Source organism: Arthrobacter rhombi (genome assembly GCF_039526245.1).
Classification (GTDB): domain Bacteria; phylum Actinomycetota; class Actinomycetes; order Actinomycetales; family Micrococcaceae; genus Arthrobacter_H; species Arthrobacter_H rhombi.
Genome location: NZ_BAAAIV010000005.1, coordinates 243,011 through 267,485, shown reverse-complemented (window position 1 = coordinate 267,485; position 24,475 = coordinate 243,011). Strand labels below are relative to the sequence as shown.

General features: G+C 66.3%; 24 protein-coding genes, 1 tRNA gene and 1 other RNA gene. 14 read left to right on the top strand and 12 right to left on the bottom strand.

Features of this window, described 5'->3' with window-relative positions; translation table 11 throughout:
* Window positions 1–12: 12 nt before the first annotated feature.
* Both rnpB and ABD088_RS05725 read right to left on the bottom strand, forming a co-directional pair.
* Window positions 13–382, bottom strand: an RNA gene (gene rnpB / locus ABD088_RS05730) — RNase P RNA component class A.
* 13 nt (window positions 383–395) lie between these two features.
* Entirely contained in the window at window positions 396–1,484 is a 1,089-nt protein-coding gene (locus ABD088_RS05725) for an acyltransferase family protein (protein ID WP_343900684.1), read from the bottom strand.
* A gap of 85 nt (window positions 1,485–1,569) precedes the next feature.
* Here ABD088_RS05725 and ABD088_RS05720 point away from each other — a divergent pair, with 85 nt between their 5' ends.
* On the top strand, window positions 1,570–2,352 hold the full coding sequence (locus tag ABD088_RS05720; RefSeq protein ID WP_343900683.1) for a YaaA family protein: 783 nt from the start codon (window positions 1,570–1,572) through the stop codon (window positions 2,350–2,352).
* A 10-nt stretch (window positions 2,353–2,362) separates the two neighbouring features.
* On the opposite strand, the gene ABD088_RS05715 is transcribed toward ABD088_RS05720, so the two are convergent.
* The 3 genes from ABD088_RS05715 to ABD088_RS05705 are packed head-to-tail and all read right to left on the bottom strand — an operon-like array spanning window position 2,363 to window position 4,665.
* Window positions 2,363–2,809 (bottom strand): VOC family protein, encoded by a 447-nt coding sequence (locus tag ABD088_RS05715; RefSeq protein WP_343900682.1) that lies wholly within the window; start codon window positions 2,807–2,809, stop codon window positions 2,363–2,365.
* The gene (locus ABD088_RS05710; RefSeq protein ID WP_343900680.1) at window positions 2,800–3,537 is read right to left on the bottom strand and encodes a zinc ribbon domain-containing protein; all 738 of its coding nucleotides are present in this window, start codon (window positions 3,535–3,537) and stop codon (window positions 2,800–2,802) included. The genes ABD088_RS05715 and ABD088_RS05710 overlap by 10 nt, the downstream gene beginning before the upstream one ends.
* A gap of 54 nt (window positions 3,538–3,591) precedes the next feature.
* Entirely contained in the window at window positions 3,592–4,665 is a 1,074-nt protein-coding gene (locus ABD088_RS05705) for a Nif3-like dinuclear metal center hexameric protein (protein ID WP_343900679.1), read from the bottom strand.
* Between the two features lie 144 nt (window positions 4,666–4,809).
* On the opposite strand from ABD088_RS05705, the gene msrA reads away from it, so the two are divergent.
* The 3 genes from msrA to epsC all read left to right on the top strand — a co-directional run bounded on the left by msrA (window position 4,810) and on the right by epsC (window position 7,018).
* A complete protein-coding gene (msrA, locus tag ABD088_RS05700) occupies window positions 4,810–5,388 on the top strand; it encodes a peptide-methionine (S)-S-oxide reductase MsrA (protein WP_343900756.1) in 579 nt (192 codons plus the stop codon).
* A 70-nt stretch (window positions 5,389–5,458) separates the two neighbouring features.
* Window positions 5,459–6,394 (top strand): cysteine synthase A, encoded by a 936-nt coding sequence (cysK, locus tag ABD088_RS05695; protein WP_343900678.1) that lies wholly within the window; start codon window positions 5,459–5,461, stop codon window positions 6,392–6,394.
* Between the two features lie 39 nt (window positions 6,395–6,433).
* Window positions 6,434–7,018, top strand: a complete 585-nt coding sequence (gene epsC, locus ABD088_RS05690; RefSeq protein WP_343900677.1) for a serine O-acetyltransferase EpsC — start codon at window positions 6,434–6,436, stop codon at window positions 7,016–7,018.
* An 87-nt stretch (window positions 7,019–7,105) separates the two neighbouring features.
* On the opposite strand, the gene ABD088_RS05685 is transcribed toward epsC, so the two are convergent.
* Window positions 7,106–8,110, bottom strand: coding sequence for an aldo/keto reductase family protein (locus tag ABD088_RS05685; protein ID WP_343900676.1), 1,005 nt, complete (start codon window positions 8,108–8,110; stop codon window positions 7,106–7,108).
* 281 nt (window positions 8,111–8,391) lie between these two features.
* On the opposite strand from ABD088_RS05685, the gene ABD088_RS05680 reads away from it, so the two are divergent.
* Complete coding sequence (locus tag ABD088_RS05680) at window positions 8,392–9,288, top strand: SH3 domain-containing protein (RefSeq protein ID WP_343900675.1); 897 nt, start codon at window positions 8,392–8,394, stop codon at window positions 9,286–9,288.
* Between the two features lie 4 nt (window positions 9,289–9,292).
* On the top strand, window positions 9,293–9,925 hold the full coding sequence (locus ABD088_RS05675) for a hypothetical protein (protein WP_343900674.1): 633 nt from the start codon (window positions 9,293–9,295) through the stop codon (window positions 9,923–9,925).
* 288 nt (window positions 9,926–10,213) lie between these two features.
* Here ABD088_RS05675 and gndA read toward each other — a convergent pair whose 3' ends face one another.
* Window positions 10,214–11,650 carry an NADP-dependent phosphogluconate dehydrogenase gene (gene gndA, locus ABD088_RS05670; protein ID WP_343900673.1) on the bottom strand — a complete coding sequence of 479 codons (1,437 nt, stop codon included), beginning with the start codon at window positions 11,648–11,650 and terminating at the stop codon, window positions 10,214–10,216.
* A gap of 206 nt (window positions 11,651–11,856) precedes the next feature.
* Here gndA and arfB point away from each other — a divergent pair, with 206 nt between their 5' ends.
* Complete coding sequence (arfB, locus tag ABD088_RS05665; protein WP_343900672.1) at window positions 11,857–12,279, top strand: alternative ribosome rescue aminoacyl-tRNA hydrolase ArfB; 423 nt, start codon at window positions 11,857–11,859, stop codon at window positions 12,277–12,279.
* Here arfB and ABD088_RS05660 read toward each other — a convergent pair.
* Complete coding sequence (locus ABD088_RS05660) at window positions 12,276–12,857, bottom strand: TetR/AcrR family transcriptional regulator (RefSeq protein WP_343900671.1); 582 nt, start codon at window positions 12,855–12,857, stop codon at window positions 12,276–12,278. The two genes, arfB and ABD088_RS05660, sit on opposite strands and share 4 nt — an antisense overlap.
* Before the next feature lie 84 nt (window positions 12,858–12,941).
* On the opposite strand from ABD088_RS05660, the gene ABD088_RS05655 reads away from it, so the two are divergent.
* Complete coding sequence (locus tag ABD088_RS05655; protein ID WP_343900670.1) at window positions 12,942–14,351, top strand: MDR family MFS transporter; 1,410 nt, start codon at window positions 12,942–12,944, stop codon at window positions 14,349–14,351.
* 9 nt (window positions 14,352–14,360) lie between these two features.
* On the opposite strand, the gene ABD088_RS05650 is transcribed toward ABD088_RS05655, so the two are convergent.
* From ABD088_RS05650 to ABD088_RS05635, 4 genes are all read right to left on the bottom strand, one after another.
* The gene (locus tag ABD088_RS05650; RefSeq protein WP_343900669.1) at window positions 14,361–15,029 is read right to left on the bottom strand and encodes a mismatch-specific DNA-glycosylase; all 669 of its coding nucleotides are present in this window, start codon (window positions 15,027–15,029) and stop codon (window positions 14,361–14,363) included.
* Between the two features lie 117 nt (window positions 15,030–15,146).
* A tRNA-Val gene (locus tag ABD088_RS05645) sits at window positions 15,147–15,222 on the bottom strand.
* Between the two features lie 102 nt (window positions 15,223–15,324).
* Window positions 15,325–15,771: a redoxin domain-containing protein gene (locus ABD088_RS05640; protein ID WP_343900668.1), complete on the bottom strand. Its 447-nt coding sequence runs from the start codon at window positions 15,769–15,771 to the stop codon at window positions 15,325–15,327.
* A 24-nt stretch (window positions 15,772–15,795) separates the two neighbouring features.
* On the bottom strand, window positions 15,796–16,212 hold the full coding sequence (locus tag ABD088_RS05635) for a DUF3052 domain-containing protein (RefSeq protein WP_343900666.1): 417 nt from the start codon (window positions 16,210–16,212) through the stop codon (window positions 15,796–15,798).
* Window positions 16,213–16,576: 364 nt separating this feature from the next.
* Between ABD088_RS05635 and aceE the strand changes: the two genes are divergently transcribed.
* The 6 genes from aceE to fabF form a co-directional block, all read left to right on the top strand.
* Window positions 16,577–19,318: a pyruvate dehydrogenase (acetyl-transferring), homodimeric type gene (aceE, locus tag ABD088_RS05630; RefSeq protein WP_343900665.1), complete on the top strand. Its 2,742-nt coding sequence runs from the start codon at window positions 16,577–16,579 to the stop codon at window positions 19,316–19,318.
* A gap of 124 nt (window positions 19,319–19,442) precedes the next feature.
* Complete coding sequence (locus ABD088_RS05625; RefSeq protein ID WP_343900663.1) at window positions 19,443–20,654, top strand: PucR family transcriptional regulator; 1,212 nt, start codon at window positions 19,443–19,445, stop codon at window positions 20,652–20,654.
* 77 nt (window positions 20,655–20,731) lie between these two features.
* Window positions 20,732–21,691, top strand: a complete 960-nt coding sequence (locus tag ABD088_RS05620; RefSeq protein WP_343900661.1) for an ACP S-malonyltransferase — start codon at window positions 20,732–20,734, stop codon at window positions 21,689–21,691.
* A 49-nt stretch (window positions 21,692–21,740) separates the two neighbouring features.
* Window positions 21,741–22,748 (top strand): beta-ketoacyl-ACP synthase III, encoded by a 1,008-nt coding sequence (locus ABD088_RS05615; RefSeq protein WP_343900755.1) that lies wholly within the window; start codon window positions 21,741–21,743, stop codon window positions 22,746–22,748.
* Window positions 22,749–22,836: 88 nt separating this feature from the next.
* Entirely contained in the window at window positions 22,837–23,082 is a 246-nt protein-coding gene (locus ABD088_RS05610) for an acyl carrier protein (RefSeq protein WP_343900660.1), read from the top strand.
* Window positions 23,083–23,240: 158 nt separating this feature from the next.
* Window positions 23,241–24,475 (top strand): beta-ketoacyl-ACP synthase II (fabF, locus tag ABD088_RS05605; protein ID WP_343900659.1); only part of this gene is annotated, 1,235 nt, incomplete at its 3' end.

Below are 24,475 nucleotides of genomic sequence, written 5' to 3'. Positions count from 1 at the left end.
AGCCGCTGTGTGGGGACGGGATGGCCTGTACGCCGGGTTTTGTGCCGGCAGCGGTTACCCGGCTGCCGGTGACGATCATCCATCTAGGGGCACCGTTGCCGATGCCCTCGAGCGGCCTACCCGACTACTGGGGCGAACAGCCCTCATGACGCAGCCTGTCTGGCCTTGCTCCGGGTGGGGTTTACCGAGCCGCCCCCGTCACCGGGGGCGCTGGTGGTCTCTTACACCACCGTTTCACCCTGACCCGCACGAGGCGGGCGGTCTGTTTTCTGTGGCACTGGCCTGCGGGTTACCCCGAGTGGGCGTTACCCACCACCCTGTTCTGTGGAGCCCGGACGTTCCTCGGGCCGCTTGCGCGACACGCGATCGTCCAGCCATCCCGTCCGGCAGACAGTCTACCGGTGCATGGCCTGTTCCCGGACCGCAGCCCGCCGCGCCGCCGCATCGGCCGGCTCGGCTGTCGGCGCCGTAGTTGCGGCCACCGGCGTCGGCGCGGCGAACCGGTCGACCAACGGCACCAACGCGGTGCCGATCCTGCCCATGACGTGGTGCACCTGCCGCATCGACGTCAACACCGCGATGCCCGCGGTCAGGATCACCAGGATCACCATCGCCACCCAGACGTTGTTCGCCGCCATATCCTCCACATAGTTGGCCAACACCAGGACGGCAAAACCATGCAGCAGGTAGATGGACAGGCTCCGCTGGCCATACCGGGTCAGCAGGTTCGGCTCCCGCGGAATCAAGACCAGCAGGCCCATCGCCAGGACCGCCGCGACCACGTGGAGGATGATCCGGTGCCCCACACCCGAGAGATCGGAAACCTCGAGGTCCGCATACCCCCTGCTGCCGGAGAACCACTTTTGTCCCGGCTCCCACGCGAGCAGTGCGCCCAGGACCACCACGGCCAGCCCGGCAATGACCACGCGACCGCGGGTACGAAGCCCCGCCACGTACGCCAGCACCGCCTTGCCGTGGGTGAAGCCGAGCACGAAGAAGGGCAGGAACACCAGGGTCCGGGAGAGGCTGAACGGATATCCCACCGCGTCGATCATCCCGGCACCCAACGAGATGGCCACGGACAGCGCCAGGCTCGCCCGGGGCGCCTTCGCCATCAGCGGGGTCAACAGCGTCCACACCGCCATCGAGAACAGGAACCAGAGCAGCCATTTGGGCGTGGTCCAGTCGAACGCCGCATCCGAGCCCATCAACCGTCGAAACCAGTAGAACGCCGTCTGGAAGACCACCAGAAGGGTCAGAAATTGAACGCAGCGCTTCAGGATCCCCCGCGGTTTCGAGGTGATGCCGGCCAGGAACACGAAGGCCGGCATGTGGAACGCATAGATCCCGGCGTACAGGGCCTTCGTCACCTCAGCGTTCGGAGGTTCAGTGCGGGCCAGCAAATGGCCGATGACGACCAGCAGGATCAGGACGCCCTTGGCGGAGTCGAGAACTGGGTCTCGGCGGGATATCAGATGGATCACCGTTTCTTCTCTGGTCACCGGTTGCGTTCGATCGTCCACTTTACAGGTGCGCCGCGCAGCCCCTTCCCGCCGTTAGGATCGATGGGTGCTGATTCTGCTTCCCCCCTCCGAAGGCAAACAACCCGCTACCCAGGGAGAGATGTACGACGCCGGTGCTCTCGCCTTCCAGGAACTGGCTCCGGCTCGCGCCGAGGTGTTGTCCGCGCTCGCCGAGGTCTCCGCCTCCGCCGACGCCCATCAGGTCCTCGGTGTCGGCGCGTCGCTGGCCGAGGATGTCGCCCGGAACATCACGTTGCACCGGGAGCCGGCAGCCCCCGCCCATTCCGTCTACACCGGCGTGCTGTATGAGGCGCTGGGCTACCGGAGCCTGACTCCGGCCCAACGGCGCAAGGCGGACGCCGCCGTCGTCGTCATTTCGGCGCTGTGGGGTGCCGTGGGATTTGCCGACCGGATCCCCGCCTACCGGTTGGGCATGTCGGTGAACCTGCCGGGCATCGGGAAACTGGCCAGCTGGTGGAAGACACGGCTGAACCCCGTCCTCGGCGAGCGGGCAGACGGCGAACTGGTCATCGACTGCCGCTCCAGCACCTATGCCGCAGCCTTCGCCCCGCCGCCGGAAACCACCGTCGCCGTGTCGGTGTTCCAGCTGCGGGGCGGCCAGCGCAAGGTCGTCTCCCACTTCGCCAAGCACACCCGCGGCGAACTGGCCCGGCATCTGCTCCAACGCCGGGCCGAACCGAAGACCCCCGCGGCGCTGCTGCAGGCCGCCCAGGAGAAGTGGGAGGCCGAGCTGGTTCCGGCCACCGGGCGCAAGGCACACCAGCTGAACATCATCCTGCCGGAGGACCACAGCTTCGCGGCCGGATAGCCGTGCCCGGTCAGCTCCGGCGCGTGGCGACCAGTTCGACCTCGAACCCGTCGGCGTCCTGCAGGTAGGCGGCGTAGTGGTCGGGGCCGCCGGCGTGCGGATGCCGGTCGGCGAACATCAGGCTGAAGCCGTGCTCCAGCGCCGTCCGGGTGAGGGCCTCGACGTCGGATGCGCTGCCCGCGTGGAAGGCCAGGTGGTTCAGCCCCGGGCGCGTGCGCTCGTGGGCAGCGGCCATCACGTCGGGGCCGGATTCGAGCACCAGGTACTCCCCCGCGCCCTGCCAGCTGGATCCGGACGGCCAGGTATCGGCGCGCACGTACCCCAGCTGTCCGAAGAGCCATCCCAGGGTCGCCTGGGCGCGCTCGTGGTCGGCCACCCACAGCTCGACGTGATGGAGGCGGCCCCGCGGTTCGCCGGTGCCGTCGGGCGGTGGGCCTGCCGGCTGGACTACATCCATTCCGCGGAGCGGACCAGGATCGCCCCGGAATCCGGGCAAAAGACCACGTCGTCCTCGGCCGCGCCGCGGATCTCCGCCAGGTCGCCGGCGGCCAACTGCATTCCTGAACCCTCCGAGGTGCCGTGGAACAGGCGGGCGGCTCCCACGCCGCGCTGTGCCAACCGCTTTTCGTACAGGGCCAGCAGGGCGGCGTCGACCCGGCCGGCCAATTCCGCGCGCTGGGCCACCAGCGCCCGGCGTTCGCCGGCCAATTCCTCGCCACGCCCGGTGCGGGCGCGCTCGAGCTGCGCCAGCTGGGCTGCGGTGCCGTCGGCGGACGCCGTGGCGCCCTCCAGTCGCGGCGCCACCTCCTCGGCGGCCTCCATCAGCTCGAGCTCGACGCCCTCGAGTTCCCCGCGCTTCTGGGTCAGCGAATCGATCTCATGCTGCAGGGCCATCATGTCCCGGGCGGTTCCGCGACCGGCGTCGATCTGTGCGCGGTCCTTCTCGATGCGGGCCTGGACTTTTTCGACCTGGTGTTCCGCGTCGGTGAGGGCCTGCTGGGCGGCAGCCGATTTCGCGGCGATCTCCCGGCGCACCGATTCGGCCTCGGCTACGGCTGCCTCCGCGGCGGCAATCTCCGGGTCGGTGGCGAGTTCCTTCACGGCCCGGTCAATCGTGACGATCTGCGAGTCCAGCGCCTGCAGATCCAACAGCAGCAGCTGCTCGGCGGGTGATGCCTTGGCCATCGGTGGTTCTCCTCGTCCTGGGTGGTTTCCCAGCCTACTGTCGATCGGACCGGTTCAGTGGCCGGGAGTCAGGACGAAGTCCCACGGATCGGTGTTGATCGAGCTGACGCCGATCTCCACGGCGAAGCCCTGATCGATCAGCACGTTGTAGAGCCCCTCCGCGGCGGCGGGCAGCCACAACCATTCGCCGGCGAAGTGGGAGATGTCGATCAGGTACGGGCGGTTCTCCACGGCAGCCTCGCGGGCTTCGGAAGCCGGGTGGTGGCGCAGGTCGGCGGTGACGAACACATCGGCCCGGAAGGCGCGCACCGCGTCGAAGAGGCTGTCGCCGGCACCACCGCAGACGGCAACGGTGCTCACGATCCCGTCCCGGTCCCCGGCGACCCGCACGCCGCCGGCGACTGCAGGCAGCGCGCCGAACACCCGGGAGGCGAAATCGCCCAGGGACAGGGCACTGGGCAACGTCCCGACCCGGCCGATGCCCTCTTCGGGCAGCCCCGCGGGGGCGGTGACCAGCGGGGCGACGTCGACCAGGCCGAAGATATCCGCCAGCACATCGGAGACGCCGCCGACCGCGGAGTCGCCATTGGTGTGGACGGTGACCAGTGCGCAGTGGTTCTCGATGAGTTCGTGGACGACCTCGCCCTTGAACTGGTCGGCGGCCACCGACTTCACCCCCCGCAGCAGCAGGGGGTGGTGGGTGATCAGCAGGTCGGCGCCGCGCTCCACGGCGTCGCGGACCACCTCGAGTGTCGGGTCCACGGCGAAGACGACGCGGCGGACCGGCTGCTCCAGCCGGCCGGCCACCAGGCCGACGGCGTCCCAGTCCTCGGCGAGGGATGCGGGCCAGAGTTCCTCGATGGCCACCAGGACCTCGCCGAGGGTCGGGGCCGTTGCCCCGGGCTGGGCGGCCGGCGCCACGGCTGCGGTGGCATCCGCTGCCCCCACTCCATTGCCTTCCGGTTCGACGACGGCTGGAACGTCGGGAGCTGCTGCCTCGGCCGGCTCGGCTTCGTCCGGCTCGGGATTCCCGGGTTCCGCGGTGCCGTCGGTGGCCGCTGCCTGCTCCAGGAGGACGGCGTCCTCATCCCGGGGCTGGTGCGCGGTGGTGTCGTCGTCGTTATGCATGTACCCACCGTAGACCGAAGGCGGTCACATGGGTGTCAAATGCCGCCGTTTTGCCCGCTGCGCGAAACCACAGGACCGGGCCCGGGAATGAATGAGGGCCCCGACGCATTGACCATGGGTGTGAGCAGCACGTCAGCAAACCCAATGTCAGCGGCCGGGCCGGACACCTCCGGTTCCACCGATTTCCCCGACCACGGCGTCCACACGTTCATCCTGGGCGCCGGATGCTTCTGGTGCATGGACGCGGTCTACCGCAAGACCAGGGGCGTTTCCGCGGTGGTCTCCGGTTACATCGGCGGGCACACCCCACAGCCGAACTACCGCGAGGTGTGCAGCGGAACCACGGGCCATGCCGAGGCCGTGGCCGTCACCTTTGATGCCGCCGTCGTGCCCGCAGACGTCATCCTGGACATGTTCTTCACCGGTCACGACCCGACCACGCTGAACCGCCAGGGGTACGATGTCGGCACCCAGTACCGCTCGTCCATGTTCTACGTGGATGACCAGCAACGGCTGTTGTTCGAGGCGGCCCTGCGGCGCAACCAGCAGAACTGGGATGACCCCATCGTTACCGAGATCGTCCCGGCGCCGCATTTCCACGAGGCGGAGACCATCCACCAGGACTTCTACGCACGGAACCCCTACGAGGGCTACTGCCAGGTGATCATCAACCCGAAGCTGGCGAAGGCACGGAAATATTACTCCCAGTGGCTCACCGAGTGAGGCGTGATTCCGGGCCTCGATAGGCTGGATGACGAAATACCACGACACTTCTTCCGAAAGCAGGCAAACTATGGCACCGATCTACAACGACGTCACCGAGCTCGTGGGGCGCACTCCCCTGGTCCGGTTGAACCGGATGGCCGAGGGCCTGCCCGCCCAGGTGGCCGTGAAGCTGGAGTTCTACAACCCGGCCAACAGCGTCAAGGACCGCATCGGCGTGGCCATCGTCGACGCCGCCGAGAAGGCCGGGGCCCTGCATCCGGGCGGAACCATCGTGGAGGGCACCTCCGGCAACACCGGCATCGCCCTGGCCATGGTCGGCGCCGCCCGCGGCTACCGGGTCATCCTGACCATGCCGGAGACCATGTCGACCGAGCGCCGTGTCATGCTGCGCGCCTTTGGCGCCGAGATCGTGCTCACCCCCGGGTCCGAGGGCATGCGTGGAGCGGTGGAGAAGGCCAAGGACATCGTTGCCACCACCGACAACGCCATCTGGGCGCAGCAGTTCGCCAACCAGGCGAACCCCGAGATCCACCGGACCACCACCGGCCAGGAGATCTGGGACGACTCCGACGGCGCCGTGGACATCCTCGTTGCCGGCATCGGCACCGGCGGCACCATCACCGGCGCCGGGGCCCTGCTGCGCGAGAAGAAGCCCGAGGTGCAGATCGTGGCCGTCGAGCCGAAGGATTCGGCCATCCTCAACGGCGGAAACCCCGGTCCGCACAAGATCCAGGGCCTCGGGGCCAACTTCATCCCGGAGGTGCTGGACACGAAGATCTACAACGAGGTGCTCGACGCCTCGATCGAGGACTCCGTGGCCACGGCCCGCGATCTGGGCACCAAGGAGGGCATCCTGGGAGGGATCTCCTCCGGCGCCGCGGTGTGGGGAGCCCTGCAGGTCGCCGCTCGTCCCGAGAATGCCGGCAAGCTCGTGGTCGCCGTGGTCCCCGACTTCGGTGAGCGCTACATCTCCACCCTGCTGTACGACGACATCCGCGGCTAGCACCCACTCCCCCGGGCCAACGACGAGCAAAGGCAACGTGTGACTTTCCTATCCCGCCTCAAAGAGGACCTCGAGGGTGCCCGCGCCCATGATCCCGCGGCACGCGGCAACACCGAGAACGCCTTCGCGTATTCGGGCCTGCATGCCATCTGGATCCACCGGTTGACGCACCGGTTGTGGCAGAACCCGGCCTACCGCCTGCCGGCGCGGCTGCTCTCCCAACTGGGGCGCTTCATGACCGGCATCGAGATCCACCCCGGGGCCACACTGGGCCGGCGGTTCTTCATCGACCACGGAATGGGGGTGGTCATCGGCGAGACCGCCGAAATCGGCGACGACGTGATGATCTACCACGGGGTGACCCTCGGCGGCCGCTCGCTGGCCAAGGTCAAACGGCACCCCACCATCGGGGACCGCGTCGTCATCGGGGCCGGGGCCAAGGTCCTGGGTCCGATCACCATCGGGGCGGACTCGGCCATCGGGGCCAACGCGGTGGTCGTCAAGGACGCTCCGGCGGACTCGATCATCACCGGGATCCCCGCGACCAACCGGCCGCGCAAACCCGAGGAGCACAAGCCGGCGGTGGACCCGGCGGAATACATCGATCCCGCGATGTGGATCTAGGGACCCCACCGGTCCCCCGCACAGGAAGCCCGGGTGGTGCAGTATGAACTGCACCACCCGGGCTTCCTGCGTTTCACCGTCCGTGCATCAGGCCGGACGAACCTCCGGGCTCACGGTCAGCGCCGGATCACGGACGACCGAATCGCCCAGCGCCTGGTCGATCGAGGCCATCAGCTCGTCCGGGATCTCGACTCCGGAGGCCTTGACGTTCTCGGCGACCTGCTCTGGTCGCGAAGCGCCGACGAGTGCCGTGGCGACGTTCGGGTTCTGCAGCACCCACGCGATGGCCAGCTGGGACATTTTCAGGCCCAACTCGTCGGCGATTGGCTGCAGCCGCTGGACACGCTCCAGGACGGTGTCGTCCATGAACCGTTCGATGGTCTTCTGCCCGCCCTTCTCGTCGGTGGCTCGGCTGCCTGCCGGTGCCGGCTGGCCGGGCTTGTACTTACCGGAGAGCACTCCCTGGGCCATGGGGGACCAGACGACCTGGGACATGCCCAGTTCCTCCGAGGCCGGGACGACCTGCTCCTCGATGACCCGCCACAGCGCTGAATACTGCGGCTGGTTGGACACCAGCGAGAACCCGGCGGCCTGCGCCAGTCGCTGGCCTTCCCGCAGCTGCTTGGCGGACCACTCGGACACCCCGATGTAAAGGGCCTTGCCCGAACGTACGACGTCGGCGAACGCCTGGATGGTCTCCTCCAGTGGCGTTTGATGGTCGTAGCGATGCGCCTGGTACAGATCGACATAGTCCATCCCCAGGCGCCGCAGGGACCCGTTGATGCCCTCCATGATGTGTTTGCGGGAGAGCCCGGTGTCGTTGGGGCCCTTGGGGCCGACCGGCCAGTAGACCTTGGTGAAGATCTCCAGCGATTCGCGCCGTTGGGACTTCAAGGCTGCTCCGAGGACTTCTTCAGCGGCGCCGTTGGCGTACGCGTCGGCCGTATCGAAGGTGGTGATGCCCGCGTCCAGGGCGGCGTTCACGCATTGGGTGGCCACGTCGTTCTCCACTTGGGAGCCGTGGGTCAGCCAGTTGCCGTAGGTGATTTCGGTGATCTTGAGCCCAGAGGCCCCGAGGAATCTGTAATCCATGTCACCAGCCTATGCCTGCCCTGGAAGTTGCGGGCGCCCGCGATCCCACGAGGTCAATTTGTGCCGCGGTCTTCCTTTTGTCTGTCGAACAGGCTAACGTCGCCCGTAGTTGCTCGCGCAATTGGATTAAAGGGGAAGATCCACACATGATGATGCCAGGCAAACCACTCGGCCCATCCATCAATGTCCACGATCCGGGCTACACGCCGGCGCGGGCACACCCGCACCGACGCAGAAGCGGTCTTGCCCTGGCATTTGGGGTTGCCCTCGTGATGGCACCAATGGCTCCAGCGCAGGCCACCCCCGCTGCCTCGACCCCGGCCAGCCACCCGGCTGGAATACACCGATCGGCCCCGCAGGCGGTACATCTGCCGATGGCAACGGTGACCGTGGTCCGCACCACGGCGAATCTCAACATGCGCTCTGGACCGTCCACAGCCTACAAGCGCGTGGCACTGCTGAAGTCGGGAACGGTGGTCGTCCCGACCGGCAAGAAGTCGGGCACGTGGTGGCAGGTCAAGGCATCGGGACACACCGGCTGGGTCAGCTCCCAGTACTTGAAAACCACGAAAACAACAAAAAAGACCTATCGTTGGCCCACTTACAACGTCAACATGCGTTCGGGCAACAGCACCAAGTACGCCTCGCGCGGCGTCATCGGCGCGTGGACCCGCGTGGAGTACATCAAGACCGTGGGCGGCTGGTCCTACGTCAATACCAGCAAGGGCAAGGGCTGGATCATCAACAAGTACCTGTCCACCCATGGGAAATACGATGTAGCGGTCTACGGGACGCTCCGCCACGGCCAGTCGGCCTACTTCCTGATCAAGGGGAAGACGGCCTCCGAAACCAAGACCAAGGCGCTCAACCACGCCTTGTATCTGCGCAAGGACAAGACCTGGTGGTCATACATGGTTCCCAGCACCGCCAGCCGCAAAGTGGTCGTGGAACGAATGAAATTCAAGCCGTCGGTCCACACGGCCACGTTGGCCCAGATGGATACGTGGGAACGCTTTGACCCGAAGAAACCACTGGATACCCAGAACTACAACCGCAAGCTCGTCAAGGATTCCTCGGGCGCCAACGTGTGGGCGTACGTTGCCTCCAAATCCATGACCAGCTACATGAAAAAGTCAGGGATCCTCGTGGTCTCCGGCGACTACTTGAACAGGTATTGAGACCATGCGCTTCAAACGATCAGCCCTGGCCGCGACCTGCGCCGCAGTTCTGGTGTCGGGTTCGCTGGCATTCACCGCGGTATCGGCAAACTCCTCCAAATCGCCAGCGCCACAAGACGAAGGGCCGACGGTATTGACCGTCGACCCATCTGACGGCACCCGCGTCACCACCGATGCGCTGGACAACGTCGAGAAGAAGGTCGGGGAAGCAGCCGTGCTCGCCGACGACTCCGGCAAGCGACTGTTCTCGATCGAAGTCCAGCACGTCACCCGGACCTCGAACTGCCCTGCCCGGGTCGGAAGCTTCACCATGAAACCCGACCGGAAGACGTTCCTGGTCCTGGACGTGGTGGCGACCATGGACCAGCGCATCACCAATGAAGTCGACCTGGCCAAGGATGATGTCTTCATGCCCCTCGTGGCCCAGGCCTTCTCCGTGATGGGGACCAACGGCGTGATCGACCGCGAAGTCGCCTCCGAGGCTTCGTGGGGCTGCTACGCCGATGACGTCCTGGCGCCGGCCATGATCACCCCCGGCCAAAAAGTCCACGGGAAGATCGTCCTTGACGTCCCGTATTCCTCAGGGACCGTCGTCTACGACCCGAACAACAACGGCGGCTGGAGCTGGCCCTACTGACCACGGCATCGAAGCCTGCGACCCGCCCACGACCAAGATGTCGTCGATCAGTTGCGGCTGTTCCCTCCCGGCCGAAATGAGATAGCCGACGAGGCCCAGGGCGGTGATAGGCCGCGCCACCAGTCCCCCCTGCGCATGGCTTGTGAGCGGGAGCTGGAGGACCGGCCCCAGTAGTTTCCGTGCTCTTGCCGAGGAGACGCCGTACAGCACTGAGGACGACGACGGAACCTGGGCTCCGGCGTCGTCCTCAGTGGGTGGGCGGCGAGACCGCCCGGGTGGCGCTGCGGGTCAGTGCGTGGAGACCGCCGAGATCTCCGTCTTGTCCCCGCTCCACTGGGTGTGGAAGGTGCCTTCGGCGTCCACGCGGTTGTAGGTGTGCGCACCGAAGAGGTCGCGCAGACCCTGGGTCAGCGCGGCAGGCAAACGCTTGCGGCGCAGACCGTCGTAGTAGGCCAGCGAGGAGGAGAACACCGGCACCGGAATGCCCAGGGCGACGGCGGTGGCCACCACGCGGCGCCAGGCCGGAACGGCACCGGCGATCGCCTGCGCGAACGTGGGGTCGAAGAGCAGGTTGGCCGGCTTGTCCGAGGCGGCGTAGGCCTTGGTGATGTCCTTGAGCAGCTCGGCGCGGATGATGCAGCCACCCCGCCACAGCGAGGCGATCTCATCAAGCTTCAGCTCCCAGTCATACTCCGCGGCGGCAGCCGTGAGCATGTCCAGGCCCTGCGCGTAGGAGACGAGCTTGGACGCGAAGAGTGCCTGGCGGACATCCTCGACGAAGTCATCGCCAAGGTCGACCTGCTGCTCGTGGCCGGCCAGAACCTCCTGGGCGACGGCGCGCTGGTCCCGCTGCGAAGACAGGCCTCGGGCGAAGACGGATTCGGCAATGGCGGACGTCGGGGACCCCAGGTCCAGTGCGGACTGAACGGTCCAGCGGCCGGTGCCCTTCTGTCCCGCGGAGTCCACGATGACGTCAACGAGTGGCTTGCCGGTCTTGGCGTCGGTGTGGCCGAGGACCTCGGCGGTGATCTCGATGAGGAACGAGGCTAGGTCGCCTTCGTTCCACTTCGAGAAGATCTTCGCCTGGTCCGCTGGCTCGATGCCGGCGCCGGAACGCAAGAGGTCGTAGGCCTCGCCGATGACCTGCATGTCCGCGTACTCGATGCCGTTGTGGACCATCTTCACGAAGTGGCCGGCGCCGTCGGTGCCGATCCAGGCGCAGCATGGGTCGCCGTCGACATGGGCTGAGATCTTTTCCAGCATCGGGCCGAGCGCGTCGTAGGACTCCTTGGAGCCACCGGGCATGATCGAGGGGCCCAGCAGTGCGCCCTCTTCGCCGCCGGAGACGCCGATGCCCACGAAGTGCAGGTCCTTCTTGGCCAGTGCGGCCTCGCGGCGGCGGGTGTCCTGGAAGTTCGAGTTGCCGCCGTCAATGACGATGTCCCCGGCTTCGAGCAGCGGGACCAGCTGGTCGATGACCGAGTCCACGGGGCCGCCGGCCTTGACCATGAGCAGCACGCGGCGCGGGGTCTCGAGCGATTCGACGAGCTCTTCCATCGTCTCGGTGCGGATGAATTCGCCCTCGGAGCCGTGGGCTTCCAGGAGGGCATCGGTCTTTTCCACCGAGCGGTTGTGCAGTGCGACGGTGTAGCCGTTGCGTGCGAAGTTTCGGGCGAGGTTCGCGCCCATGACCGCGAGGCCGGTGACGCCGATTTGTGCCTTCATCAGGACTCCATCTGTTGGGAACAGGATTGAGCTGGTGCCCGGGCACTCAACGGTGCCGGACACGGCTCCGTGACTGCTTCCCACTCTAGTTCGCCCGGGGGCCTGCGTGCCAGCGCATGAAGACCGGCCCGGTCGGACCACTCCTCCACCGGCATCCCCACCGCCCGCCGATATCGCTTGATGGCGGCTCGTGCAAAGCTTGTTCCATGGACGTCCAGGTATCACCCCAACTGAGGATCCCTTCCTCGGAGCTGGGGTGGCGCTTCTCCAGATCCTCCGGACCGGGCGGCCAACACGTCAACACCTCGGATAGCCGGGTGGAGCTCCTCTGGGATATTTACGGTTCAAAGGTCCTCACCGATGAACAGCGCCAACAGCTCGTGGAGCGCCTGGGACCCCGCCTCACGTCCGGAACCCTCACGGTGTCGGCCTCCGAACAACGCTCGCAATTGCGCAATCGCGAGATCGCCGTGGACAAGCTCGCCGAGCTGCTCGCGTCAGCCCTGGCCCCGGCCGGCCCACAGCGTCGAGCGACAAAACCCACCCAGGGTTCGAAGCGACGACGACTGGCGGCCAAGGGCCGCAGATCGGACCTCAAGGCCCAGCGCCGACGGCCCACGCACGACTAGTGAGCACCTGACATGGCGAGGGGAATGAAGACGCTGTCAACGATGTCCACGATGCTCTCCTCCGACACCCGTCCGAGGTTCATGATGAGTTCGTGCCGCAACAGGTCGAAGGGCAGGTTCGCCACCCGCGCCGGAAGTGCGCCGCTGATCTCCCCTCGTTCGATGGCGCGCTCGATGATCCGGGGCATCGCTCGATTTCGACCTTCGAGGAGCTGATCCCGCAGGTGCGCCGGCGTGGTCGTTGACTCGTCGAAGTAGGCACCGAGCACAGCACTGAACACGGCGGCCGCGCTATCACCGAGCCGATTGGCCGATCGCAGCAACCCCAGCACGTCCCCGCGCAGGGAACCCGTGTCGGGGAGCTCCCGGGAGATGCCTAGATAGCTGTTGGACAGGACCGCCAGCAACAGCGCCTCCTTGTTCGGCCAGCGGCGATAGAGGGCAGCCTTGCCGGTCTGCGCGCGTTCTGCGACCGCTTCGAAGGTGAAGCCGGTATAGCCGGCCTCGAGCAACTGATGCCAGCCGGCACCCAGGATCGCGTTTTCCAGCTCAGCACCACGTCGCCTGGTCGAAGCCATGGCCCCTCCTTTTTAGAACCGCTTGCGTTCCCTATTGTAGACTCCTAGTATAGTGAACGGATACGTTCCTAATAGTAGAACCTGATGAGACCCATTCGAGCTGAGGTTCCAGCTGCAGCGCAGTCCACGACAAAACTGCTCGCGGCACTGATCGTCGGCGGGATCACGGCAATCCTCGACACGACCATTGTCGCCATCGGCATCCACACACTGACCGTGCAACTCCACGCGACCATTTCAACGATCCAATGGGTGAGCACCGGCTACCTTCTGGCACTCGCCGTCGCCATTCCCCTGGTCCCCTGGGCCCAAGCGCGGTTCGGCGGCAAGCGACTCTGGCTCTTCGGCCTGGGGTTGTTCGTCGTCGGATCGGTCCTGTGTGCCTGCGCGTGGAACCCCGCATCGCTCATTGGTTTCCGCATCCTGCAGGGTCTGGGCGGCGGCATCATGTTCCCGCTGATGCAGACACTCGCCATGCAGCACATCGAGCGTGAGGCCATGGCCCGCACGATGGCCGTCGTGTCCCTGCCAATCGCACTGGGTCCCATCCTGGGGCCGGTGTTGGGAGGTTTCGTGTTGAACTGGCTCGACTGGCGGTGGCTGTTCCTCATCAACGTTCCGGTCGGCGTCACGGGACTGGTTCTCGCGCTGCTCTACATCAAACGGGATCAGCCCCAGCGGAAGGAGCCCGTACAACGCTTGGATGTCATCGGCGTCGTGCTCCTGGTCCCGGCCTTGGCCGGCCTGCTCTATGCCCTCTCCAACGTGCATGCCGCCGGCGGCTTCGGCAGATCCGATGTCCTCCTGCCCGGCATCGGTGGGGCAATGCTCTTGGCTGGATTCACCGCGTGGGCCATCCGTCGCGCCGGCGCGGCACTCGTCGACCTCAGGCTCCTCGGCGTCCGTTCCGTGCGGGCCTCCTCCATCACCTTGGTGGCCGTCGGCGCCGTCCTGCTGGCCAGCACGTTCCTGCTGCCACTCTTCCTGCAGGAGTTGCGCGGATACGGCGTCCTGGACGCAGCACTGTTGCTCATTCCCCAAGGTGTCGGTTCGCTGTTGGCCCGGGTGGTGGCGGGCAAGCTGGTCGACCAATTCGGTGCCCGGTGGGTGGCCGTTGTCGGGTTCATGGTCATTGCAGCGGCCACTGTCCCGTTTGCCCTGGCCAACACCGGAACCAGCCTGTGGCTGCTCGAGACCTCGCTGTTCGTCCGTGGCCTCGGCCTCGGAGTGGTCCTCATTCCCGTGATGACCGTCGCCTATCTCGATATCCGTCCGGAACAGATGCCCCATGCATCGGCCATCACCCGGATCGTGCAGCAGCTCGGCGGGGCATTCGGCACGGCGCTCATCGCCGTCGTCCTGACCGCAGCAGCCACCCGCACCAACCCTGCTGCCGGATACGCGGCAGCGTTCTGGTGGACCACCGCCATCACCGGTGCCGCGATAGGGCTCTCACTGTTGCTGCCGGCTCGGAATGAGTCGTTGGAGCGCTGACTCGGCGGATCAGCTGGCGCCGGCTGCGGCCCAGACGTCCTGCCACTTCCGTGCCAAGGAGGCGACCGTTTCATGGGCGTTGAGCCCGCTGGGGTTGGGTAGCACCCACAGGGGAATTTCGCGCGGCCACGTGGCGACGGCATCGGGTGGCTGGAGACCCGGTTTCGCCTTCGGGAGGGAGAATGCCGTGCGGAACGCCGTGACTCCCAGCAGGCCCACGGCACCGGGGCGCAGAACGCGGACCCGCTCGACGAGGCGGGCTCCGCCTTCACGCAGTTCAGCTGCCGTGAGTTCATCCGCCCGGGCCGACGGCCGGGACACGATATTGGTGATGCCGATCCCCCGATGCGCCAGCATCCTCTCGTCAGGCGCCGATAGGCCCCGGGAGGCGTCGACCGTCTCCTCGATGACCCCGGCCAGCGCGAGTGAGGTCCAGAACCGATTCCCGGGCCGGGCGAAGGGTGCATTCACTGCCGCCGTCCACGGGCTGGGGTTGATGCCCACGATGAGCAGTCGGAGCGTTCCGGCAGCCTGGTGGTCTGTCGGGTAGGGCAACACATCCTCGCGGCCCGTCCCCGTCTCGGCGGCAGCTGCCAGATCCGCCGTGGTGGGCCGCCGTCCGCCCAGCGGCGACGTGCTCCGCCATGTCGTCCAGTCGGCCGGCAGCAGGTTCTCCATGCAGGACAGCCTAGGTCCTGTGTGCCGGGCGGAAACAAAAAAACTGCGGCCCCCTCGAGGGGGACCGCGGTCTTGGCGGGTCGAGCACGGGGTAGCCGTGACTCCTACGACGCCTGCTGGTGGGCCCTACCGGGATCGAACCGATGACATTCACGGTGTAAACGTGACGCTCTACCAGCTGAGCTAAAGGCCCTTGCGGGGATTGAGCCTACCGGGCCGAGGCCCACGGCGCCAATCGGCAGTGCTCCTGTCCATGACCGGCAGTCATCGACCGTCCCGAACGGTGGAGTTGCCGTCAGTCGTGCAGTCGTCCGACGGCGTCCAGATAGTCCTGCTCTCGGCGCGCGGTGCCCACGTCGCTGGCGAAGTGGTGGACCACCTGCCCGCCCGAGACCAGGAATGTGGATCGGAGGGCCCGGCCCTGCACCTCGTCGAAGCACCCGAAGGCCCGCGCCACCTGACCGTGCGGCCAGAAATCGGCCAACAGGTCGAAGCCGATCCCCTGCTCGGCAGCGTATGCACGCAACGCGAACTTATGGTCGACGGAAACGGCATGCAATTGGACGCCGGCGGCCTCCAGCTTGGGCCTCATCCGCTCCAGGGTCACCAGCTCGGCGGTGCACACGCGCGAAAACGCGAAGGGGTAGAAGACCAGAAAGTAACGGTCCTTTCCCTTGCGTGCCGGGGTCACCGTTTCGCCGAACTGGTTCTGCAGTTCAAACGCGGGTACGGGACCACCCACGAGAGGGTGGTCCGATACTTCCACCTAGTTCTTGCGGCGGGCCACGAGCCGCGTCGCGGTCCAGTCGGCGGAGGCGCCCTCGGTGCTGGTTACGTGCAGGCCAGCAGTCGGAGCGGCCTCCTGCACTTCCGCAGGTGAGACGTACCCGTCGCGTCCGGACTTGGGGGTCATCAGCCAGATGACACCACCTTCGTCGAGGGTGGTCAGCGAATCGACGAGTTCATCGACCAGGTCGCCTTCACCATCCCGCCACCACAGCAAGATCCCGTCGACCACCTCGTGGTCGTCTTCGGCCAGCAATTCGCTGCCCGTGGCTTCTTCCAACGCATCGCGGAGATTGTCATCAACGTCGTCGTCGTAGCCCAGTTCCTGGATCAGGTCTCCATCTTTGAAGCCCAACTTTTCCACAGCCCCGGTATTGGCCGCTCCGGCGTCGCTCACGTTTCTCCTCCTACTAGTGGTTGATACACACCACAAGCCAACACCTTTAAACCCTTCCCATCAAGCGCAGACCCCGCGGACACGCCGCAAACCCGGATTCCGGGGCCCATTCACCCCCATCACGGTGACCCCAGGCGGGGCGCAAGCACCGTATGCGTCCACCGGGCGCCGCGTAACCAACGTCACCCGGACCCTTTCCGGCTACGCATAGCGGGACAAAGGCAACTACAGTGGTCGGGATGGACTGCACGCCCACCCGGCATGCGTTCATCGCCAGGCGGTTCTGCCGCCGCGACGCCACCCGGTCCAACAACGGGAACGTCGCATTCCCCACGCTGTTACCCGTAACGAGGAGAAGTTGGACGTGGCTGAAGAGGAACACATTTCCCACATTCGCAGTGGTTTGACCAGCCAGCTGCCGGATCGCGATCCGGAGGAAACCGCCGAATGGCTCGAATCCTTCGACGATCTGGTCGAATCACAGGGCACGGAACGCGCCCAGTTCATTGTCCGCTCCATCCTGCAGCGTGCGGGTGCCAAGAGCGTCGGTGTGCCGATGGTGACCACCACCGATTATGTGAATACGATTCCGGTGGACCAGGAACCCGAGTTCCCCGGTAACGAGGAGATCGAGCGCCGGTACCGTGCCTGGATGCGCTGGAACGCGGCAATCATGGTCCACCGTGGCCAGCACCCCGATATCGGCGTCGGTGGACACATCTCCACCTACGCAGGAGCCGCGACCCTCTACGAGGTCGGCTTCAACCACTTCTTCCGCGGCAAGGACCACGCCGGCGGCGGAGACCAGGTCTTCTTCCAGGGCCACGCCTCCCCCGGCATGTATGCCCGCGCCTTCATGGAAGGACGGCTCACCGAGGAGGACCTCGACGGCTTCCGGCAGGAGAAATCCAAGGCCGGCCATGCCCTGCCTTCCTACCCGCACCCGCGCTCGATGCCCGACTTCTGGGAATTCCCCACCGTGTCCATGGGCATCGGCCCGGCAAACGCGATCTACCAGGCCCAGCTCAACCGCTACCTGCACAACCGCGGGATCAAGGACACCTCGGACCAGAACGTCTGGGCCTTCCTCGGCGACGGCGAAATGGACGAACCCGATTCCCGCGGCTTCCTGCAACTGGCAGCGAACGAGAAGCTCGACAACCTGAACTTCGTGATCAACTGCAACCTCCAGCGCCTCGACGGGCCGGTGCGCGGCAACGGAAAGATCATGCAGGAACTCGAGGCGTTCTTCCGCGGTGCCGGCTGGAACGTCATCAAAGTCGTCTGGGGTCGTGAGTGGGACGACCTCCTTGACAAGGACGAGGACGGGTCCCTGGTCGACATCATGAACCAGACCCCGGACGGGGACTACCAGACCTACAAGGCCGAATCCGGTGGATTCGTGCGTGAGCACTTCTTCGGCAAGACCCCGCAGACCAAGGAAATGGTCGCGGACCTGACCGACGCCCAGATCTGGAACCTCAAGCGTGGTGGCCATGACTACCACAAGATGTATGCCGCCTATAAGGCAGCGACCGAGTTCAAGGGCAAGCCCACGGTCATCTTGACCAAGACCGTGAAGGGCTACGGGCTGGGTCCGCACTTCGAGGGCCGCAACGCGACCCACCAGATGAAGAAGCTGACGCTGGAGGACCTGAAGGCCTTCCGCGATCACTTGCGGATCCCGATCACCGACGAGCAGCTCGAAGCCGACCCGTATTCCCCGCCGTACTACCACCCCGGTGCCGACGCCCCGGAGATCAAGTACATGATGGAACGCCGCGCCGCCCTGGGTGGATCGGTCCCGGAACGCAGGACCAAGCACAAGGAACTTCCCCTGCCCGGGGACAAGGCCTACGAAGTCGCCAAGCGGGGGTCCGGCAAGCAGCAAGCCGCGACGACCATGGCCTTCGTGCGCCTGCTCAAGGACCTGATGCGCGACAAGGAATTCGGTGACCGCGTGGTCCCGATCATTCCCGACGAGGCACGCACCTTCGGCATGGACTCGCTCTTCCCCACCAAGAAGATCTACAACCCCAAGGGCCAGAACTATCTCTCGGTGGACCGCGACCTGGTCCTGGCCTACAAGGAGTCCCCGCAGGGCCAGATCCTGCACACCGGCATCAACGAGGCGGGTTCCACGGCCGCGCTGACGGCCGCGGGAACGTCCTACGCCACGCATGGTGAACCGCTCATCCCCGTCTACATCTTCTACTCGATGTTCGGGTTCCAGCGGGCCGGAGACTTCTTCTGGGCCGCTGGGGACCAGATGACGCGTGGTTTTGTCATCGGTGCCACCGCCGGGCGGACCACCCTGACCGGTGAGGGCCTGCAGCACGCTGACGGCCACTCCCCGATCCTGGCCTCCACCAACCCGGCAGTGGTCACCTACGACCCGGCCTACGGTTACGAAATCGGTCACATCATCAAGGACGGCCTGCAGCGCATGTATGGGGGCGAGCACGAAGACCCCAACGTCATGTACTACATCACCGTCTACAACGAACCGATTCTGCAGCCAGCCGAACCGAAGGACCTGGACGTCGAAGGCCTGCTCAAGGGCATCTATCTCCTGTCCCCGGCCACCGTCGACGGACCACGCACCCAGCTGCTGGCCTCCGGCGTCTCGGTCCCGTGGGCCCTGGAAGCCCAGCAGATCCTCGCCGACGAATGGGGCGTCTCAGCCGACGTCTGGTCCGTCACCAGCTGGACCGAACTACGCCGCGACGGTTTGGCCGCCGAGGCCGAGGCGTTCATGCAGCCCGGTGCCGAGCAGCGCGTTCCGTACGTGACCCAGAAGCTGTCCGGTGCCACCGGACCGGTCGTGGCCGTCACCGACTTCATGAAGGCCGTTCCGGACCAGATCCGCCAGTTCGTCCCGAACGACTTCGCCACCCTGGGTGCTGACGGGTTCGGTTTCTCCGACACCCGCGCCGCCGCCCGCCGGTTCTTCAAGATCGATGCGCACTGCGTCGTCGTGCAGGCCCTGGAGATGCTGGGACGCCGCGGCGAGGTCGACCAGTCGGCCGCCGCGAAGGCCTTTGAGAAGTACCGGATCGACGACGTGAACGCCGGAACTTCCGGCAACGCGGGCGGCGATTCCTGACCAACGCCACACCGTTGTACCGGGTGCCCCCGATGACCTGCAGTCGCAAGTTGTCGGGGGCACCTCATTTTTGTAGCGATCCTCCAAAATGGAGCATGAGCCGGGCAGTGCGTAGGGTGGGGGCATGACAGATGAGCGTCCGGGCACCGGATCCCCCCGCATCCGCCCCGTCCGCCAGCCCAAGGCAAGCCCCGAGACCCTGAAACGGCTCAAATCCCACCTCGGGATCCTCTCCACCGTTGCCCTCAAGCACCTGGACCAATCCCTCCCCTGGTATCGCGGTCTGCGCCCCCAGGAGCGGGCTGCCTTGGGCCTGGTGGCACAGAAGGGCATAGCCTCCTTCGTCTCCTGGTACGAACGTCCCTCTTCCCCCCAGTGGGTGCTCACCGACGTCTTCGGGACGGCTCCGACAGAGTTGACTCGCTCGATTTCGCTGCAGAAGGCGCTGCAGCTGATCCGCACCATCGTGGAGGTCGTGGAGAACCAGGTTCCCGAGCTCGCTCCGGATGCCGAACAGGTGCAATTGCGCGAGGCAGTGCTGCGCTATTCGCGCGAGGTGGCTTTCGCTGCGGCCGATGTCTACGCCCGTGCCGCCGAGTCCCGCGGGGCGTGGGACAGCCGGCTTGAGGCCCTGGTCGTCGACGCCGTCCTGCGTGGGGAAAGCCCGGATGCACTGCGATCGCGCATCGCGGCGGTCGGTTGGACGTCCCAGTCGGGGATCCACGTCATCGTCGGCACCGCCCCGGACGACGCAGGAGCCACCTTTGTCGGGGACCTGCGTCGGGTGGGGCAGCGGGTGGCCAAGGACTGTCTCGTGGGCATCCAAGGCGACCGGCTGATCCTCATGCTCGGCGGCGTCCGGGAACAGGAAGCAACATTCGCCCGCCTCGCCGAGTACTTCGGCCCCGGGCCCATCGTCTACGGGCCGGAAGCCCCCAGCCTGCGCGATGCCGCAGCCAGTGCCCACGCAGCGTTCGAGGGCATCGCGGCCGCCCGCGCCTGGCCTCTGGCCCCCCGCCCCGTGGCGGCGGACGATCTCTGGCCCGAGCGCGTCATGAACGGGGACGCCGCGGCCCGCACGGCGCTGGTGGAGAGCATCCACAAACCACTCGAACGGGCCGGCAACGGCCTGATTGAGACGCTGTCCAGCTACCTGGCATTGGGGCATTCGCTGGAGGGAACTGCCCGTGAGTTGTTCGTGCATGCCAACACGGTCAGGTACCGGCTCAAGCGCGTTTGCGACGTCACCGGGTGGGACCCGCTGGTTCCCCGGGAGGCGTTCGTGCTGCAGACCGCGCTCGTCGTCGGACGGCTCGACGCAGGTGACTCGTTGTAGGATTCCTCTAAAGCCTCTCGTGCAGCTTCGTGCCGCAAGACACCCGCCAATTCCCCGATCTTTGGAAAGCTGGAATCGTGCTAGCTATCGTGTGCCCCGGACAGGGCTCCCAGACCCCCGGATTCCTCTCTCCCTGGTTGGAGGTGCCCGGTGTCGCCGAACATCTGCAGCAACTCTCCGATCTCACGGGCCGCGACCTCGTGGCGCATGGGACAGTTTCCGATGAGGAGACCATCAAGGACACCGCGGTTGCCCAGCCGCTCATCGTCGCAGCAGGGTTGATTGCGGCCCGCGCCCTGCTCGGGGGAACCGACGGCGCACCGAGCCTGCCGGCGGCCACGGTCCTGGCTGGCCACTCCGTCGGCGAGATCACCGCGACGGCCTTGGCTGGTGCCCTCCCCGAGAGTGATGCCATGGCCTTTGTGCGCGAACGCGCCAACGCGATGGCCGAAGCCGCTGCCACCACTCCCACCGGCATGGCAGCCGTCCTCGGCGGCGCCCCCGACGAGGTCGCAGCTGCCCTCGCTGCCGCCGGCCTCACCGCCGCCAATGCCAACGGTGGCGGGCAAACCGTCGCCGCCGGAACCCTCGAGCAGATCGAAGCCCTGGTCGCTGCGCCACCGGCCAAGGCCCGGGTCATCCCGCTGAAGGTTGCCGGCGCCTTCCACACCGAGCACATGGCACCGGCCGTCGGAGTGCTGGAGGCCCTGGTGCCGTCCCTGCACCCCGCTGTGCCTGCCGCTCCCCTGCTGAGCAACTACGACGGCGCTGCCGTGGCCAGTGGCGACGCCAACCTGGCCAGCCTGGTTGCCCAGGTCTCCCGACCGGTCCGCTGGGATCTGTGCATGGAGTCAATGGCGTCGATGGGCGTGACCGGCATCCTCGAACTTCCACCGGCAGGAACCCTGGTGGGTTTGGCACGCCGCGGCCTGAAGGGTGTCCCCACCCTGGCCCTGAAGTCCCCCGAGGACCTGGACACGGCCCGCGAATTCATCAAAGAACACGGCCAGATGGCCACCGGAGAGGACAGGAACTAACGTGAGCGCAGTACTGACCCAAAACACCCCCCGGGAATTCACCCGGATCATGGGCGTTGGCGCAGCACGCGGCGACGTCGTCGTCACGAATGAAGACGTCTGCCAATGGATCGATTCCTCAGATGAATGGATCCAGAAGCGCACCGGAATCGTCACCCGTCGCCGCGCCGACGCGCAGACCTCCCTGCTGGACCTGGCCGAGACCGCGGCCCGCGGAGCCCTCCAGCATGCCGGCATCGAGGGCTCGCAGCTCGGTGGAGTCATCATCTCCACGGTGACCTCCCCCTACGCGACCCCCTCTGCAGCCGCTGCCTTGGCCGACCGCCTCGGCGCGACCCCGGCACCGGCCTTCGACATCTCCGCCGCCTGCGCCGGCTACTGCTATGGGGTTGCCCAGGCGGATGCCCTGGTCAAGTCCGGCGCCGCCGAGTACGTGCTGGTCGTCGGTGCCGAGAAGCTCTCGGACATCATCGACAACCACGAGCGCACCATCTCCTTCCTGCTCGGAGACGGCGCCGGAGCCGTCATCGTCGGCCCATCCGAGACGCCGGGCATCGGCCCCTCGGTCTGGGGCTCGGATGGCAGCAAGTGGGATGCCATCGGCATGACCCACTCGATGCTGGACCTGCGTGACGTCGCCGTCCAGGCCGAGGAGGACCCGCAGGGCGACGCGCTCGTCGCCGGAACCGAAGCCAAGCTGTGGCCGACCCTGCGCCAAGACGGCCAGACGGTCTTCCGCTGGGCCGTGTGGGGCATGGCCAAGGAAGCCCAGCGCGCCATGGACGCCGCGGGCATCACTGCCGAAGACCTCTCGGTGTTCCTGCCGCACCAGGCGAACATGCGCATCATCGATGAGATGGCCAAGCAACTCAAGCTGCCCGAAACCGTGGCCATCGCCCGCGACATCGCCGACACCGGCAACACCTCCGCTGCCTCGATCCCACTGGCCATGCACCGCATGTTGGAAGAGCGTCCCGAGCTCTCGGGCTCGCTTGCCCTGCAAATCGGTTTCGGCGCGGGGCTCGTATTCGGCGCGCAGGTCATTGTCCTGCCCTAGGCTATTGAGCGGACAACACTAGAGTTCACCGTCCACCGGACGGGAAATGATTGTCGGGAGAGTCCCGGCACAAAAGAAAGGGAGCCTCATGGCTAGCAACGAAGAAATCCTGGCCGGCCTCGCCGAGATCGTCAACGAAGAGACCGGCCTGGCCACCGAAGCGGTTCAGCTGGACAAGTCCTTCACGGACGACCTCGACATCGACTCCATCTCCATGATGACGATCGTCGTCAACGCCGAGGAGAAGTTCGACGTGAAGATCCCCGACGAGGAAGTCAAGAACCTCAAGACCGTCGGTGACGCAGTGAACTTCATCGCCAACGCCCAGGCCTGATCCACCCTGTTCCTTCCCCGCAGGTTGCCTGAGGGCACCATGCCGGGAAGCCATGGTCTTCGGGGTGGCCCACCGAGGTCGGTGGGCCACCCCTCCACAACGTCTGGCATGAAGCATCCTGCTTCCGCCACCTGCAACACCACACAGAGAGTATGTTGATGGCTCGCAAAGTAGTAATCACCGGCCTCGGCGCAACCACGCCGATCGGTGGGGACGTCCCCACCCTCTGGGCCAACGCCCTGAAGGGTGTATCCGGCGCCCACACCTTGACCGATGAGTGGGTCGAAAAGTACGCACTCCCCGTGCACTTTGCTGCCAAGGCCTCCACGCCGGCTGCCGATGTGCTCTCTCGTGTAGAACTCAAGCGCATGGACCCCTCCACGCAATTCGCCGTGGTGGCGGCCCGCGAGGCCTGGAAGGACTCAGGCATCGAAGAGGTCGACCACGACCGACTCGCCGTCGCCTTCGCCACGGGGATCGGCGGCGTGTGGACCCTGCTCGATGCCTGGGACACCCTGAAGGAAAAGGGCCCCCGCCGTGTCCTGCCGATGACCGTACCGATGCTCATGCCCAATGGCCCAGCCGCTGCAGTCAGCCTCGAATTGGGCGCACGCGCCGGAGCACACACGCCCGTATCCGCCTGCGCCTCGGGCACCGAAGCCATGCACCTTGGCCTGGACCTCATCCGCGCCGGCAAGGCAGACGTGGTCATGTGCGGTGGCGCCGAGGCAGCGATCCACCCCATGCCCATGGCCTCGTTCGCCGCCATGCAGGCACTCTCCAAGCGCAACGACGATCCCGAACACGCGTCACGCCCCTACGACCTGAACCGCGACGGATTCGTCATGGGCGAAGGAGCCGGCGCTCTCGTGCTCGAAGCCGAGGAACACGCCCTGGCTCGAGGTGCCCACATCTACGCCGAGCTGGCCGGGACCTCCGTCACTGCCGATGCCTATCACATCACGGCCCCGGACCCCGAGGGCCTGGGGGCAACTCGCGCCCTGAAGGCAGCCATGTTCGACGGCCGCATCCAGCCCGAGGACGTCGTGCACGTCAATGCGCACGCCACTTCGACGCCCGTGGGTGACAAGCCCGAGTACACCGCCTTGCGTGCCGCACTAGGCAGCCACTTGGACAACGTCTCGGTGTCGGCCACGAAGTCCCAGATGGGACACCTGTTGGGTGCCTCCGGTGCCGTCGAATCGGTGCTTACCGTGCTCGCCGTCCAGGAACGCAAGGCCCCGGTGACCATTAACCTGGAAAACCAGGACCCGGAGATCCCCTTGGATGTTGTCACCGGCACTCCGCGCGAGCTGCCGTCAGGACAGATCGTGGCTCTGAACAACTCGTTCGGATTCGGTGGACACAACGCCGTGGTTGCCATCCGCAGCAT